Origin of the sequence: Vibrio sp. ArtGut-C1 (genome assembly GCF_002105475.1) — a bacterium.
Lineage (GTDB): Bacteria > Pseudomonadota > Gammaproteobacteria > Enterobacterales > Vibrionaceae > Vibrio > Vibrio diabolicus.
In genome coordinates this window covers 81,891-97,355 of the sequence record NZ_NCTH01000004.1, presented here as the reverse complement: position 1 = coordinate 97,355, position 15,465 = coordinate 81,891, and the positions used below count along the sequence as shown (strand labels likewise).

The following is a 15,465-nucleotide window of genomic DNA, read 5'->3' as shown; positions in this document are numbered from 1 at the left end:
ACCAGCCACCACGCACCAACAACGAGAGATGAAAATAGGGACAGAGCACAAAGAGAGCCAAACAGTGCGCCGAGAATAGCAAAGAAAGTAGAATTCATATGTATATTAAATTTAATTGATATTGAAAATCATTATCAATTAAATTGCGTTTTATTCAACCCTTGAAGTTGATACTATTTCGCTACGATTGTTATTAAGAATTTCTCATGCTGCCATTTATCTACCACCCGATTTATTCTCAACTTGAGTTGCCAGAGGGGCATCGTTACCCAATTATGAAGTACCAGTACCTCTATGAATCGCTATTGGTACACATGGAGAAAGATAACTGGAAAGAACACGTGCAGTTTTTCCAGCCAGAAGCATTAACTGTTGAGGAAGTAAAACGTGTTCATGACCAGGAATACGTCGACTTGCTAGTGAATGGAAATATGCCAGCTGCGAAAATGCGCCGAATAGGTTTTCCTTGGAGTGAGTCTCTCATTACCAGAACGCTAACTTCAGCAGCGGGCACGGCTTTGACCGCAAATAAAGCACTTGAGTATGGTGTTGCCATTCATTTGAGTGGCGGGTATCACCACGCACACAAAGAGTTTGGCAGTGGTTTTTGTTTATTTAATGACTTAGTGATCGCGGCCAGGCAAGCGCTCGAAGTCGAACATGTCGATAAAGTATTGATCATTGATAGTGATGTTCACCATGGGGATGGAACAGCAACTTTGTGTCACGATGAGCCAGATATCATCACGCTTTCTTTCCACTGTGACAAAAACTTCCCGGCTAGAAAGCCTCAGTCTGATCTAGATGTGCCTTTGGTGCGAGGAACAGGTGATGAGGACTTTTTAATAGCGTTTAAGGAAGTGGTCGATATGGCGCTTAATCTTCATCGTCCTGATTTGGTTATCTACGATGCTGGTGTTGATATACATCAAGACGATGAGCTTGGATATTTTGATGTGTCGACGCAAGGGATTTTAGAGCGTGATAGATTTTTAATGCAAACAATGAAATCGCGAGGTATCCCTGTCGCAGCTGTCGTCGGAGGTGGATATCGAACGAATCATTCAGACCTCGTCCCAATCCATTTACAGCTCATTAATGCCGCTAAAGAAGTTTTTGTTGGTAAGTAAATACAACTAGACGTGAGTATCAACCTGATTCATAACGGGACACTGGAACGAAAAGGGCGCTAATTTTCTAATGGGTTCTTTCTGAATGTGGCGATTGCTTGGCTTGTATTCAAGGAGGGATTTGTACAAATCTTTTCAAATCTGGATATACGAAAAAGCCCGCTAATTTCTTAGCGGGCTTTTTCTAAATGTGGCGGAGAGATAGGGATTTGAACCCTAGATACGCTATTAACGTATGCCGGTTTTCAAGACCGGTGCTTTCAACCACTCAGCCATCTCTCCGTTGTTGAGGCGCATAATATAAGGCTTTGAAAATGTTGTAAACCCCTAGTTGAACTGATTGGATGTTTACTGCGCAAATTTGTGGTTTGTGTTGTTTAAATAAACAAAAACTCCCCAAAAAGGGGAGTTTGAATAGTATATGGATTGCTAGGTATTAATCGTTTTTAGAATAAAAACGCTGTAACTCAGTTAAACCTTGCATCAAAACTGGCAACTTCGGTGCATCATCTCGAAGTCGTTTGTAATTTTTGTCATACAACTTGTAGTTGCCAAACTTATCGATCACTGTGGTTTGTGAGCTAGTAATTAAGGCAAGCTCACGAGTGTCACCCGCTAGAATCCAACGGCGACGACTTTCGTCAAATAGGTTACGACCACTACTGTAATCATATGGGTTGGAAGATACACCGAGCATATCCTGCAACAACGTGACCGAAAGGTCCAAGTGGCTTGTGCTGTGATTAAATTCACCAGCCAACATTCCTGGCCATTGGATGACCATAGGAACTTGTAACTGATAACGGCTGTAGTTGCTGTTTGCGCCCCAGCTGTTCGTATTGGTTTCGTTAAACTCACTACCGTGATTAGAAGTGATAATCACGATGGTGTTTGTTAATAGTCCATTTTTTTCAAGCTCATCAATAATACTAGCGACGGTTTTATCCGCTGATTTCACCGCATATTCATAAGCTTTTTTGAAGCGATCACTTGCGGACATTTCTTCGTCATTATTTGAAGGGATCGATTCAAAATTATCAACGGTGGTGACTTCGATGTAACTAAACCATGGTTGACTCGCTTTCTCTGTTAACCATGTATTCCAGTTCGCGATAGATTGCTTATCGGTATGAGCTTGTGTGCCATCGAGGTCTTCCGCTAGTTTTAAGTCGCGGAAAATAATCTCTGAGTAGAGATCATCTTCAAACCCGCTGCCACTGAATAGGCCGAAGTTGTAACCCTGATCTTTCAGTACATCGAGTAACACTGGCGAAGCACCTTGCGCCTTGATGCTTGAGGCGTAACTGGTTGGTAAGCCGTAGAACAAACCAAAAGCCCCGTAAGTATCATTACTTGAACTGTAATGATTACGGAAGTTCTGATTGTTTTCGGCAAACTCATAGAGGTTAGGCATCTCTTCTGGATTCAGCGCGTCTGCACGCAGGTTATTTACGCTGATCATCAACACGTTGAGCTTATTGACTCGACGGTTAAACTCTAGCTTTTCTAGAGGGTAATTGACTAACTCTACGTTGCCTTCATTTTCCGCTAAGCGTTTTAGGTATTCCTCACGGTCAAGTAGACCATGTTTTTCCATAAAGCTCTTCGCCGTCATCGGATAAGACAATGGGAAGTTTGAACGCTGACTGGTAATTGGATTGTAGAAGTATGCATCTGCCCAAATATAAACCAAATGGCTGGTCATAAAGCTGAGGAAAAATACAGCTGCTAGAGGACGTCCTACGTGCTTATGAGATAGTTTGCGCTGTTTTCGCCATACCCATTCGGATAGAGCGAGCTGAATAAGGAAGATCAGCGGCATTACAACAAACAGATGTTGTAGATCAGTGCTGAGTGCACTTTTATCTTCGCTGAATAGTAACTCCCAAACGACAGGAGTTAAGTGCAAATTGATCGACTGATACGCTTGGGTATCAATCAATAATATGGTTTGCCCAACGGTCGCGAAAATCACTGCCACCAAACGGAACAATTTCCGCGATGGCAGGATAAACGTTAACGGGAATAGAACGAGCAAGTAAAGCGCGAAAACTAGAAAGCCAAAGTGACCAACCCAAGAAACCGCCAGATAAAACTGACCAAGTAACGTCTCGGGCCAAGGAGACTGAACAATGTAGCGTGTGCCTATCAACATCGATGCAACGATATTGAAGAATGCAAACCAGTGACCCCAACCAACCAGTCGAGATACACGTTCGCCGTATGAGTTTCCGCTGTCTACCATGTATGTGTTCTATTGTCCGTTATTAGTGTGTTTTTGGTGTTTCTAAAGAAGACATCAGCGCCTGAGCAAATTTTTCAGCAATCGCTTTACGTTGTGAAGCAGCAACACGTTGATTTAAGACATTGGTTGCGATATTTCCGGCAATCATTAGCGTCAACTCAGGAGAAGCAGCGTGTTTTTCAAGAACTGTTGCTACTTCAGCAAGAATTTTCTCTACTTGCTCGTCAGTATATTTAGATGTAATCGGCATAAAGACTCTAATAATGATAGTAAAAGCGGCTTATGATAACCTACAATGCCCATCAACTAAAACCTTGTAGCAAGATAAAATCACTATGAGCCTTCATCTTTCAAACGTTATTCTGCATCAACTGTGCAAAAACGATCAGGACGAGCTAGTTGTAAACTTTCGTCCAGCATCATTAGAGAACGATGCATCTACTGAAAACTTAGTCGCTGAGCTTCACCGAGTATTCCATTCTAAAGCTGGTAAAGGTTTTGGCTCTTTCCAGTCAGACAGCGAATTTCAATTTTGGCTTCAAGAAATGCGCAAAGGAGAGCGAGATTTTTACGACTTCTCACAAATTAGTGCAAATCGCTTGAAAGAAGAGTTGATTAAGTACCCATTTGCGGATGAAGGTATTTTGGTTTTCGCTGAGTATCAGAGTTTAGCAACGGACTACTTGTTCATCGGTATCTTACCAATGAACCAAAGTTTAAAAGTGACCGAAGGTTTGGACATCAGTGCGACGGATTACCTAGATATCACCAAAATGGATATTGCGGCACGCATTGACTTGTCGAGCTACGACACTGACAAGGAATCTAATCGTTACTTGCAATACATCAAGGGACGCGTCGGCCGTAAAGTAGCGGATTTCTTCCTAGATTTCCTGCAAGCGGACATTGGCTTAGATACTAAACAACAAAACTTAGTGTTAATGCAGGCGGTGGATGATTTTTGTGCTGATTCGAAGCTAGAAAAGCAAGAAGTGAACGAGTATAAAAAGCAAGTTTACGACTACTGTAATGAGCAAATTAAATCTGGTGATGAGGTTCAAATCTCAGAGCTTTCTGGAGAGCTTCCTCCAAGCCAAGATGGCACAAGCTTTATGGATTTTACCAAAGAGCAAGGGTACGAGCTTGAAGAATCTTTCCCTGGTGACCGTGCGACGGTTCGCAAACTGACTAAATTTGTTGGTGCTGGCGGTGGCTTGAATATTAGCTTTGATAGCCTATTGCTTGGCGAGCGTATTTTTTATGACCCAGAGACGGATACCTTAACGATTAAAGGTACGCCACCAAATCTAAAAGATCAGTTGAGTCGCAACTAAAACCGTATCGTCAAATTAAGAGAGCCAATGGCTCTCTTTTTTTATGTGAATAAGAAACATCCATAGTATATGCTTGTAATTAATGGAGATATGCGAGGGGCGAGTGTTGCTGAAGCTAAAAGAAGGAATGAGGCGGTTTGTTTGGTTCTGGTTCGTTTTATGGTGTGTTTTAGCGCTAGGGATTTGGTTGCAAGCCAAACAAACGATTCAAACCATTTCAACAGTGAATGAGCTAGGAAGCAAAGTCGAAGAAGTCAGACATTTTTTTAACTTCGATCTGCCTTATCGTGTTAAGCACGTCGACCAAGTTTCACTAAAACTTCAGTTAGCCTATGCAGTTCGCTTACAGCTTGAAAGTGAGTTTTCCGAAGGAAAAATCACACCAGATATTACTCAATTGCTTTATGCGACCGATCGATTTTTAGAAAGTGCTCGAGCCTTTGTAGGAAGTGACAGTGAGCTAGTCTCATTAGCCGAGCAGTTGCGAAGGAGCCGTGCCCGAGCTGAAAACTCTGAGCAAATTCAATCAATGTACTATCGCTTAGGCGCACTTGTTTTGGAGTCTATTTTTAGTGACTCAGCAACGAATAGCGATACTTATCGTGATTTAGACCGACTTTTTATCGAGTCGGACACGCTTTCTCCTCAAGAGCGAAGTGCTTTTCAGCGTCAACTTGCCCAGACTTCAAGCGCGCTATCTGCCAAGGCGCAAGGCAGCTATCTAGTTAATCAACTGCTTAATCCTGATTTCCCGAACCAGTTAACTTCGATAAATGACCAGTTGGAACAAAAGTTGATGACCTTTGTTACTTGGTTGTCAGTAATCAGTGGTTTATTTCTTTCTCTTATTTCATGGGGGCTTTTCTCCCAAAGAACCGTTCAGCCGCTAATACCATCAAGAGCAGAGGATAAAGAGTCTGAGCAAGTTGGTGGGTCTTACGTTGTTTTCTCTGCTCAGTCCGAAATCTCTCAAAGCAGCCAAGTTAACGAACAGAGCCCTAATGAGCCGAACACATCGCAAGTGGAAGTCGTGGAACGTGAGCCGTATATAGATATCAATAAGATGCTGGACTCGCTATCGGGAGATGAAAGCGCGGTGCGAATGTTACTTGAAGTCTTTATTCAGGATCACTCTGGCGATGGTTCAGAAATGTATCGGCTATTAGAAGAGGATAAAGAGCAAGCGCAAAGAGCGGCTCATAGTCTTAAAGGGGTCTCGGGAAGTTTAGGGGCAATGCCATTGCACTGCATTTCGGGTGATATTGAACTGTTGATTAAACAAGGGCAAAAAGTGCCGGAAGAGAAACTGACACGTTTAGATGATGTCCTAAAGCAAACCATACTTTTCGCTAACCACGTTCTCAATAGTGAAAAGATACAAGAAGCGCTAACAGATTGATATTGCTCTGACTTACAATCATCAGAGTTGGGGTATTAAAGGCCCGAACTATATGACTTAGTTCGCTTTATTCCTGTTCCATACAATTTGTTAAAGGTACTTTCATGTCCGTTCGTCGATTGTCTTCAATGATGTTGATAGGGTTGGTTGTGATGCTTTCAGGGTGCTCCCTGTTAGAAGTGAAAATCGAGAGTCAAACCGTCCCTCTTACCAAACAAGAGCTTAAGATGCGTCTCCTGACTCGTGAGTATGCGCAACAGTTTTTTGCTCAGGTAGAGCAAGCTGCTGATGCATTGCACGATCAATATGAGCCGCATGATAAAGTCCATCAATCTTATATTTTGCTTTGGAAGATAAATGCTGAAGAAGGTCTTCAAGCAGCAGCATACCAAGTCTCGCCAATGGCAGCACTGATTGATACTTGGACTTTTACGCTACAGATGGATCAATTCTTTACGACTGGCCTTGGTCATGAACTGTTTGCGACAGATGAGGCAAAGTTAGTTTCTGCTCACTTAGCGAAAGAGGTGGATAAACTGGCTCAATCTCTGTTGAAACAAGAGGCGTACATCAAGACACAAGCGTTTGTTGCAGAGTTCGTTAAGCAACATCCATTCGCGGACTTAAGTATGATCAGGACGCCAGCTTACCGTGGGTGGTTAGATGCGAATCAAATTAGCGAGGAAGAGGCAGTGACTACGCTAGGTACAATGCCAGAAGCATTAGGTGATGTCTCGGATCGTCTAAGCCTTGTATCAGAACAGACCCCAAAAATTATGACTTGGAAGGCGCAGTTATTAGCATTAAATAGCTCTGCTAGCATCGAAAAAGTTAATGCTGCGCTAAATAGCTTACAAGTTACGGCAGATTCGATGAAGGACTTTATTGATAACAATCCAGAGTACATGCGCTATTTGGCAGAGCAAATGGCGGTAGAGTTACAACCTTTGGTTGACGATATTGACCAAAAAACGCAAGCGCGTTTATCTCAATTGGGTGAGGAGCGCCAAGCTTTAGAGTTGATGGTAGCCAGAGAGCGCCAAGAGATCGCGCAGATCATTACCCATGAGCGTGAGAAATTTGCTCAAGATATGGATCGAGTCTCTCAGGAAGTGGTCAGTTTAGCGATGACTAAGCTGATTGAGCTCGTTAAAAGTACCATTATCTACTTCATCTTGTTCATTGCCGTTATATTCTTTGCACCACTTGGCTTGGGCTATTGGTTTGGTAAGCGTGCAGCAGTGAAAGCGCAAGTCAAACAAAGTTAACGTTTGGTTGAGATATAAAAAAGAGCGCTCATGCGCTCTTTTTCTTTGTCTCTCACTCGGAAGAGAGATTCTTCCTATCTATGCGAACTCAAGCGGTTTGCTGCTTCAGTTCACCTTCTGCTTGTTCAACTGCTTCCGCCGTTGGTTCGCATTTATCAACAAACCAACCCATGTAGGAACTGATGATGGTCACAATGATACATACAAAACTTAGCCACATGAACGGTGCATAAGACAGTGTCGCAACACCCAGAATACTTGCCATGTAGATACCGTTGTCACTCCATGGAACCATACCAGATGTTAATGTGCCGCCGAACTCTGCGTTACGAGACAAGTTCTTACGTTTGTAGCCTAGGCGATCGTAGTTCTTCGCACAGATTTTAGGTGTCAGGATAAGTGAAACGTACATCGCTGAACCAAATACGTTCCCCATAAAGGCTGTACCGATTGTACTTGTTGCCAGTGAACCTGCACTTTGAACGCGTTTTTCAAACAGCTTAGCGATAGTTTCTAACACACCCACTTTATCTAGTAGACCACCAAAACCAAGGCCGAATACGATAACTGCTACCGAGCCAAGCATTGAAGACATGCCGCCACGGTTAAGAATGGAGTCAATGAAATCTACGCCTGAAGAAATCGCAAACGGAGCCCAAGCGGTGTTGAACGCGGTTAGGAAGTCCACATCTTGAATCATTACTGCCCAAATAATACCGAGCAGAGAACCAAAACTGATCACTGGGAATGAAGGCATACGCATTGCTAGAAGTGACAATACGATGATCACAGGAACAAATGAGTAAGGGGTGATGTAGAATTGCTGCTCCATCGCTTTAATTACAGAGTCTACCTGGCTCATGTCAACTTGACCTGCGTAGTGGAAACCAAATGCAGTAAACATAATGCCTGTAATAATGTAGCTAATGAGTGCGATCGGCAGCATGCCTTTAATATGTTCCATCACTTCAACGTTAGACATAGATGAAGCAAGGATGACGGAGTCCGATAGAGGCGACATTTTGTCACCGAAGTAACAACCTGAAAGCACTGCGCCAGCTGTAATTGGTGCAGGAACGCCAAGGCCTTGGCCAATACCCATCATCGCAATACCAGCAGTACCAGCAGCGCCCCAAGAGGTGCCAGTCGCTAGCGCAGTCAATGAACAGATGATCATGGTAGCGAGCAAAAAGATAGAAGGGTGAATTGCTTTAAGGCCATAGTAAATAATGGTTGGAACAATACCACCAGAGATCCACGTACCAACAAGCGCGCCAACGGCAAGAAGAATTAAGACGGCTCCAAGTCCATTGGAAATGCCATTTAGTGCAGCTTTTTCCAGATCTTTGTACTGATGACCAAGCTTAATGCCTAATATCATGATAATGAACCAACCGATGTACAGCGCTAGCTGGATCGGTAGGTCTAGCTTGGCAGTGAACGAAAATGCCAGCAGTAGAAATAAACCGAGCGAGATAAATACCTGTATCAAGCTTGGTAGGCGTGGTGTAACTTGCTTCATATGTGCCTCTGTCAATCTTGGAGCAATAGAGGAAGGCGCTCCTTGTTGTAATCGCGCATAACATACATTAACAAAAATTATATTTCGAATATTTGGTGTTTTATCTTGATGTTCGTCGGCAAAAACGTTTGCTTGTGAAATTAACTGTTAGTTTGTTTTAACTTTTTTGGTTTTAAATGTTGTGTAATGTGAAATTATTGTGCTTCATGTGTTATTTTATCACTGAGTGGTAAGACCAATTTGGAGTAACAGGGCTTTCCCTACTTGAAAAATGGCCGAAATCGCAAACCAAACACTAAAAAATCTCGTTTAACACGAATTTTCATAGGAAAAGGTTAAAAAATAGGCTTATTTACAAAATAGGGGTTGAGATTTTGATGCGAAAAATTAACTATGGGGTAGGTTTTTTAATACATGGAGAGTTAATACGATGAGAGTTGGTTTAGTTGGTTGGCGCGGTATGGTTGGTTCAGTCCTTATGCAGCGTATGGTTGAAGAGAAAGACTTCGACCTAATCGAACCAGTATTCTACAGTACTTCTCAAGTTGGTATTCCTGCTCCTAACTTAGGAAAAGACGCAGGCTTACTGCAAGACGCGTATGATATTGAAAGCTTAAAACAGCTTGATGCGGTAATTACATGTCAAGGTGGTAGCTACACAGAAAAAGTTTACCCAGCACTTCGACAAGCCGGTTGGAAAGGCTACTGGATTGACGCAGCATCTACGTTGCGTATGGCGGAAGATTCCATCATCACGCTTGATCCTGTGAACTTAAAGCAAATCCAACAAGGCATCCACGGTGGCACGAACACATTTGTTGGTGGTAACTGTACGGTTAGTTTAATGCTAATGGGTCTAGGTGGCTTATTCGAGAAAGGCCTTGTTGAGTGGACAAGCGCAATGACGTACCAAGCCGCTTCTGGTGCTGGCGCGCAAAACATGCGTGAACTGATCTCGCAAATGGGCGTTATCAATGACTCTGTAAGTTCCGAACTTGCAAACCCATCAAGCTCTATCCTAGATATTGATAAAAAAGTTGCAGACACAATGCGCAGCGGTTCTTTCCCTACCGATAAATTCGGTGTACCACTAGCTGGCTCGCTTATTCCGTGGATCGATGTGAAACGTGATAACGGTCAGAGTAAAGAAGAGTGGAAAGCGGGCGCAGAGGCAAACAAAATTTTGGGCTCACAAAGCTCGCCTGTACCAATTGATGGTACTTGTGTCCGTATTGGTGCGATGCGTTGTCACTCTCAAGCACTCACTATCAAGCTTAAGCAAAATGTCCCAATGGACGAAATCGAAGAAATCATCGCCACTCATAACGACTGGGTTAAAGTGATTCCTAACGATCGTGACATTACTGCGCAAGAACTTACACCTGCAAAAGTAACAGGCACTATGTCCGTACCAGTAGGTCGTCTACGTAAGATGGCAATGGGTGATGACTTCCTAAATGCTTTCACTGTTGGTGACCAACTACTTTGGGGCGCAGCAGAACCATTGCGTCGTACGTTACGCATTATTCTTTCTGAGAAAGCATAATCACATCAACCTTTGTTTGATGACAAAATAAAAGAGCTCCCTAGGGAGCTCTTTTTTATGCTTCGTCTTCTCCACGAACAACGCGTTTGTCAGGATCGGCCAGTTCACTACCACAGTGTTTACAGTAAGTCGCATCAGAGTCGTGCCCGGCGTGAGAACAGTTCGGACACTTCACTAATACTTTGTGCGATTGCATTTCTTGGTGAAGCTCTGCTGTGAAAATACCAGTAGGGACCGCCAAAATTGAATAACCCAACAACATGGTGAGTGAGGCAAGCCCTTTTCCGAGGTCCGTTTGAGGTACCAAGTCACCATATCCAACCGTTGTGATGGTCACAATAGCCCAATAAATACTTTTCGGAATGCTAGTAAATCCGTTTTCAGGCCCCTCAATGACAAAAATCAACGACCCAAAGATCGTGACCATAATGGCGACAGAGCTAAAGAAGATAAAAATCTTTCTGCGCGCCATCAGTAGAGAGCGTAAGAGGATGTTGGATTCTTGAAGATAGCGGACCAACTTGAGTATGCGGAATATTCGCATGACTCGCAGTGCTCTTATTACGCCCATAAAGGAGGCTGAAGGGAAAAACAGTGCTAAGTAAGTAGGTAAAATCGCGAGTAAATCAACGATGCCATAAAAGCTTTTCGCATAGGCGGCTGGTTTTGGAGAGCAATAAAGCCGGAGAAAATATTCAATAGTGAATAAACCGGTAAAAGTGTACTCCAAGTATTTCAGCTCTTTTGCCCACTCGGCGCGCACGGATGGTATTGAGTCTAATACCAGTACGATTAGAGAACTGATAATCGCGATAATGAGTGCAATATCGAAGGTTCGACCAGCTTTGGTATGAGTACCAAAAATGGTGACATAAAGAGTATGTTTGAGAGAGTCAGTCGTCATGACAAAGCGATCCATTGTTGAATCGCTCTATCATACAATTTTATAGAAACTCAGGCTAATCCTGGAAATAAGTTGCGTAAACCATTGGCGATAAACTCAATACCCAATGCGCCTAATATCAAACCCATGATACGGGTAATGACGTTAATGCCAGTTTGGCCCAAAAATCGCACGATCAGTGGGGCAGAGCGGAACAACAGCCACGAGCATAGACAGAACAAGCCAATTGTAATGCTGATGCCTACCGTATCAAACATGCTTGGGTAGCGTGCACCGTAAACAATAGTCGAACTGATTGCACCTGGCCCTGCCATTAGCGGCATCGCAAGAGGAACAACACCAATCTGCTCGCGACTCACGTATTCTGATTTTTCCTGTTTGTTTTGTTTATCTTCCCCCAGTTTACCGCTCATCATCGAGAACGCGATGCTAAGCAGCAGTAGCCCACCTGCAACACGAAACGAATCCAGAGAAATGCTGAACATATCTAATAGTAACTGGCCAGCAAAGAGCGAAATGATCAGGATGATCGCAACAGCCACGTTCGCTGTGGTTGCCGTATTGCGCTTTTCGTCTGGTGTCATATGTCCGGTTAGTGACACAAACACAGGCATGATACCAACAGGGTTTACTGCGGCGACCAAACCAAGAAAAAACTGCAAGAAGATAGCAAGTTCAAAAGTTTGCATGTTGCGTACTCATTAAAGTTCACATTGGTGAAAAGGCGAAGGGGTAATTTGGGCGTAATGTAAGGCAAAAGTTGGGTTGGAAGAAATGAAAAAAACTAACGCATTTCCTACTGTTTTAGTGAGAAAAACTAATTCTTTAATAAACTGTATCTAATCTGGGAAAGAATTGTTGCGTATAAAGTTGCTGTCAAAGCGTGCTGTTTTACATAAACGTTAACATTCGCACACTTTTGATAAAAACTAAGGTGGTTTGTAGAGAGATGTATTCGGTTCGATATACTCTCAGTAGCACAAGGAATTGGGCCTACATGTAATTTTGTTGGCTAAAAATGAAACTTTTTTACAGGTTGTTGTAGTTTCTTTTATTTATTTGTCTATTTGCTTCTTTTTTGTTCAATAAAAATTGAAGGTTAATTTATTTGTTTATCAGTGGGTTATGTCGTTTTGGTGTGATGGGGCACCACTTTGGTGGTATTTAGGTCGTGAGAACTGATCCAAGTCAATTTTTTTCACACTCTGAAATATTATACTCAGTCCTGAAAGCAATTTACTAAGACGTTTGTTTTCTAAGTGACTGATAAACAGTAAAAACGATAAGTAATAGCCTTAGTAAAAAGTTTTTAATATTTGTTAATTTTAGGAGATTCCCTATGCCTGTAACTAATATGGCTGAACTAGATGCAATGGTCGCTCGCGTTAAGAAAGCGCAAGAAGAGTTCGCTACTTACTCTCAAGAGCAAGTAGACAAAATCTTCCGTGCAGCGTCTCTTGCAGCTAACCAAGCCCGTATCCCGCTAGCTCAACAAGCGGTTGAAGAATCTGGTATGGGTATTGTTGAAGATAAAGTAATCAAGAACCACTTCGCTTCTGAGTTTATCTACAACAAATACAAAGACGAACAAACGTGTGGCATCCTAGAAGAGGATGACAACCTAGGTACTATGACTATCGCTGAACCTGTAGGTATCATCTGCGGTATCGTACCAACGACTAACCCTACATCTACAGCGATCTTCAAATCTCTAATCTCTCTGAAGACTCGTAACGGTATCATCTTCTCACCACACCCACGTGCGAAAAACTCGACTAACGACGCAGCGAAACTGGTTCTAGACGCAGCAGTAGCAGCGGGTGCACCAAAAGACATCATCGGTTGGATCGACCAACCTTCTGTTGAGCTTTCTAACGCTCTTATGAAACACGATGATATTGCTCTTATCCTTGCAACTGGTGGCCCAGGCATGGTTAAAGCAGCTTACTCTTCTGGTAAACCAGCAATCGGTGTAGGTGCAGGTAACGTTCCTGTTGTTATCGACGAAACTGCTGACATCAAACGTGCAGTGGCTTCTATCCTGATGTCTAAGACTTTCGACAACGGCGTAGTATGTGCTTCTGAGCAGGCTGCAATCGTCGTTGACGAAGTGTACGACGAAGTAAAAGAGCGTTTTGCTTCTCACAAAGCTTACGTACTAAGCAAAGCAGAAGCAGAAAAAGTTCGTAAAGTTCTTCTTATCGATGGCGCGCTAAACGCGAAAATCGTAGGTCAGCCAGCAGCGGCAATCGCTGAAATGGCAGGCGTTAAAGTTCCAGCAGATACTAAAGTTCTTGTTGGTGAAGGTCTGGGTAAAGTTTCTTACGATGACGCATTTGCTCACGAGAAACTATCTCCAACTCTAGGTCTATTCCGTGCTGACAACTTCGAAGACGCGGTTGCTCAAGCGGTAACTATGGTTGAGATCGGTGGTATCGGCCACACATCTGGTCTTTACACTAACCAAGATACTAACGCTGACCGTATCCGTTACTTCGGTGACAAGATGAAGACAGCTCGTATCCTAATCAACATCCCGACTACTCACGGTGGTATCGGTGACTTGTACAACTTCAACGTTGCGCCTTCTCTAACTCTAGGTTGTGGTTCATGGGGTGGTAACTCTATCTCTGAGAACGTAGGTCCTAAACACCTAATCAACAAGAAAACTGTAGCGAAGCGAGCTGAAAACATGTTGTGGCATAAACTACCTAAGTCAATCTACTTCCGTCGTGGTAGCCTTCCAATTGCTCTAGGCGACCTAGAAGGTAAGAAACGCGCATTCTTAGTAACTGACCGTTTCCTATTCAACAACGGTTACGCAGATGACGTAGTAAGCCTACTTAAAGCTCAAGGCATGGAAGTTCAAACATTCTTCGATGTTGAAGCTGACCCAACGCTTTCTGTTGTAGAGAAAGGTGCGGCTCAAATGGCTAGCTACCAACCAGATGTTATCCTAGCGTTAGGTGGTGGTTCACCAATGGATGCTGCGAAGATCATGTGGGTAATGTATGAGCACCCAGAAACTCACTTCGAAGAACTAGCAATGCGCTTTATGGACATCCGTAAACGTATTTACAAGTTCCCTAAAATGGGTCAAAAAGCTGAGCTTGTATGTATCACTACAACTTCAGGTACTGGTTCAGAAGTTACACCATTTGCGGTTGTTACTGACGACAAGACTGGCGCTAAATACCCACTAGCTGACTACGAAATCACGCCAAACATGGCTATCGTTGATGCTAACCTAGTGATGAACATGCCTAAGTCTCTAACAGCATTTGGTGGTTACGATGCAGTAACTCACGCTCTAGAAGCTTACGTATCTGTTCTTGCGAACGAATACTCTGACGGTCAGGCTCTACAAGCACTTAAGATGCTAAAAGAATACCTACCTTCAAGCTACGCGAACGGCGCTAACGACCCAATCGCTCGTGAGAAAGTACACAACGCAGCAACTATCGCTGGTGTGGCATTTGCTAACGCATTCCTAGGTGTTTGTCACTCAATGGCGCACAAACTAGGTGCTGAGTTCCACATTCCACATGGCCTAGCAAACGCATTACTTATCTCTAACGTTGTACGTTACAACGCGAACGATAACCCAACTAAACAAACAGCGTTCTCTCAATACGACCGCCCACAAGCACGTCGTCGTTACGCTGAAGTTGCTGACCACTTAGGTCTAAGCCAAGCTGGTGACCGTACTGCTCAGAAAATTGAACGTTTACTAGCATGGTTGGATGAGCTAAAAGTGAACCTAGACATCCCAATGTCTATCCAAGCGGCAGGCGTAGCTGAAGCAGACTTTATCGCGAAACTTGATGAGCTAGCAGTTGAAGCGTTCGATGACCAATGTACTGGTGCGAACCCTCGCTACCCACTAATTAGCGAACTTAAAGATGTGTTAATGGCTTCTTACTACGGTAAAGCATTCGTTGAAGGTGAAACTTTCGAAGGTACAACAGTTATCAAGAAGAAAGCAGACCAAGAAGCAGCGAAAGCGGCGCCTAAAGCAAAGAAAGAAAAAGCTGACGCGTAATTAAGAGTCGTGTGAGTAAGGTTTTCGCTAGCACGAAACCTTAACCGGGAAAAAGTAAAAGCCCCAGTCATTTGA

Annotated in this window: 11 protein-coding genes and 1 tRNA gene; 6 read left to right on the top strand and 6 right to left on the bottom strand. The window is 43.3% G+C overall.

The genetic code is table 11. From position 1 onward, the window contains the following. The first annotated feature begins 206 nt into the window (after positions 1-206). Complete coding sequence (locus tag B7360_RS04955; protein WP_085342850.1) at positions 207-1,130, top strand: histone deacetylase; 924 nt, start codon at positions 207-209, stop codon at positions 1,128-1,130. 191 nt (positions 1,131-1,321) lie between these two features. On the opposite strand, the gene B7360_RS04950 is transcribed toward B7360_RS04955, so the two are convergent. The 3 genes from B7360_RS04950 to B7360_RS04940 form a co-directional block, all read right to left on the bottom strand. Next, positions 1,322-1,412, bottom strand: a tRNA-Ser gene (locus B7360_RS04950). A 154-nt stretch (positions 1,413-1,566) separates the two neighbouring features. Next, positions 1,567-3,375 (bottom strand): DUF3413 domain-containing protein, encoded by a 1,809-nt coding sequence (locus tag B7360_RS04945; RefSeq protein ID WP_046874519.1) that lies wholly within the window; start codon positions 3,373-3,375, stop codon positions 1,567-1,569. Positions 3,376-3,397: 22 nt separating this feature from the next. After that, entirely contained in the window at positions 3,398-3,625 is a 228-nt protein-coding gene (locus tag B7360_RS04940; RefSeq protein ID WP_005380722.1) for a YejL family protein, read from the bottom strand. 85 nt (positions 3,626-3,710) lie between these two features. Between B7360_RS04940 and yejK the strand changes: the two genes are divergently transcribed. From yejK to B7360_RS04925, 3 genes are all read left to right on the top strand, one after another. Beyond that, on the top strand, positions 3,711-4,709 hold the full coding sequence (yejK, locus tag B7360_RS04935; protein ID WP_005396521.1) for a nucleoid-associated protein YejK: 999 nt from the start codon (positions 3,711-3,713) through the stop codon (positions 4,707-4,709). A gap of 82 nt (positions 4,710-4,791) precedes the next feature. Then, complete coding sequence (locus B7360_RS04930) at positions 4,792-6,108, top strand: Hpt domain-containing protein (protein WP_085342849.1); 1,317 nt, start codon at positions 4,792-4,794, stop codon at positions 6,106-6,108. A gap of 104 nt (positions 6,109-6,212) precedes the next feature. Beyond that, positions 6,213-7,376, top strand: coding sequence for a chemotaxis protein (locus B7360_RS04925; protein WP_085342848.1), 1,164 nt, complete (start codon positions 6,213-6,215; stop codon positions 7,374-7,376). An 88-nt stretch (positions 7,377-7,464) separates the two neighbouring features. Here the strand turns inward: B7360_RS04925 and nhaC are convergent, their stop codons facing one another. Next, positions 7,465-8,898, bottom strand: a complete 1,434-nt coding sequence (gene nhaC / locus B7360_RS04920) for a Na+/H+ antiporter NhaC (protein WP_005396525.1) — start codon at positions 8,896-8,898, stop codon at positions 7,465-7,467. Positions 8,899-9,328: 430 nt separating this feature from the next. On the opposite strand from nhaC, the gene asd reads away from it, so the two are divergent. Next, positions 9,329-10,444: an aspartate-semialdehyde dehydrogenase gene (gene asd / locus B7360_RS04915; RefSeq protein WP_005396526.1), complete on the top strand. Its 1,116-nt coding sequence runs from the start codon at positions 9,329-9,331 to the stop codon at positions 10,442-10,444. A gap of 55 nt (positions 10,445-10,499) precedes the next feature. Here asd and B7360_RS04910 read toward each other — a convergent pair whose 3' ends face one another. Together B7360_RS04910 and B7360_RS04905 are read right to left on the bottom strand one after the other, a co-directional pair. Beyond that, positions 10,500-11,363, bottom strand: a complete 864-nt coding sequence (locus B7360_RS04910) for an ion transporter (RefSeq protein ID WP_101911794.1) — start codon at positions 11,361-11,363, stop codon at positions 10,500-10,502. Positions 11,364-11,398: 35 nt separating this feature from the next. Further along, on the bottom strand, positions 11,399-12,037 hold the full coding sequence (locus tag B7360_RS04905; RefSeq protein WP_005396528.1) for a YchE family NAAT transporter: 639 nt from the start codon (positions 12,035-12,037) through the stop codon (positions 11,399-11,401). 650 nt (positions 12,038-12,687) lie between these two features. On the opposite strand from B7360_RS04905, the gene adhE reads away from it, so the two are divergent. Next, entirely contained in the window at positions 12,688-15,390 is a 2,703-nt protein-coding gene (gene adhE, locus B7360_RS04900; RefSeq protein WP_046874521.1) for a bifunctional acetaldehyde-CoA/alcohol dehydrogenase, read from the top strand. The last annotated feature ends 75 nt before the right edge of the window (positions 15,391-15,465 follow it).

What these genes read in the sequence shown, in the direction of transcription:
- asd (WP_005396526.1), top strand. Translation starts at nt 9,329, where the DNA reads ATGAGAGTTGGTTTAGTTGGTTGGCGCGGTATGGTTGGTTCAGTCCTT.
- B7360_RS04930 (WP_085342849.1), top strand. Translation starts at nt 4,792, where the DNA reads ATGGAGATATGCGAGGGGCGAGTGTTGCTGAAGCTAAAAGAAGGAATG.
- B7360_RS04925 (WP_085342848.1), top strand. Translation starts at nt 6,213, where the DNA reads ATGTCCGTTCGTCGATTGTCTTCAATGATGTTGATAGGGTTGGTTGTG.
- B7360_RS04945 (WP_046874519.1), bottom strand. Translation starts at nt 3,375, where the DNA reads ATGGTAGACAGCGGAAACTCATACGGCGAACGTGTATCTCGACTGGTT.
- yejK (WP_005396521.1), top strand. Translation starts at nt 3,711, where the DNA reads ATGAGCCTTCATCTTTCAAACGTTATTCTGCATCAACTGTGCAAAAAC.
- B7360_RS04940 (WP_005380722.1), bottom strand. Translation starts at nt 3,625, where the DNA reads ATGCCGATTACATCTAAATATACTGACGAGCAAGTAGAGAAAATTCTT.
- adhE (WP_046874521.1), top strand. Translation starts at nt 12,688, where the DNA reads ATGCCTGTAACTAATATGGCTGAACTAGATGCAATGGTCGCTCGCGTT.
- nhaC (WP_005396525.1), bottom strand. Translation starts at nt 8,898, where the DNA reads ATGAAGCAAGTTACACCACGCCTACCAAGCTTGATACAGGTATTTATC.
- B7360_RS04955 (WP_085342850.1), top strand. Translation starts at nt 207, where the DNA reads ATGCTGCCATTTATCTACCACCCGATTTATTCTCAACTTGAGTTGCCA.
- B7360_RS04905 (WP_005396528.1), bottom strand. Translation starts at nt 12,037, where the DNA reads ATGCAAACTTTTGAACTTGCTATCTTCTTGCAGTTTTTTCTTGGTTTG.
- B7360_RS04910 (WP_101911794.1), bottom strand. Translation starts at nt 11,363, where the DNA reads ATGGATCGCTTTGTCATGACGACTGACTCTCTCAAACATACTCTTTAT.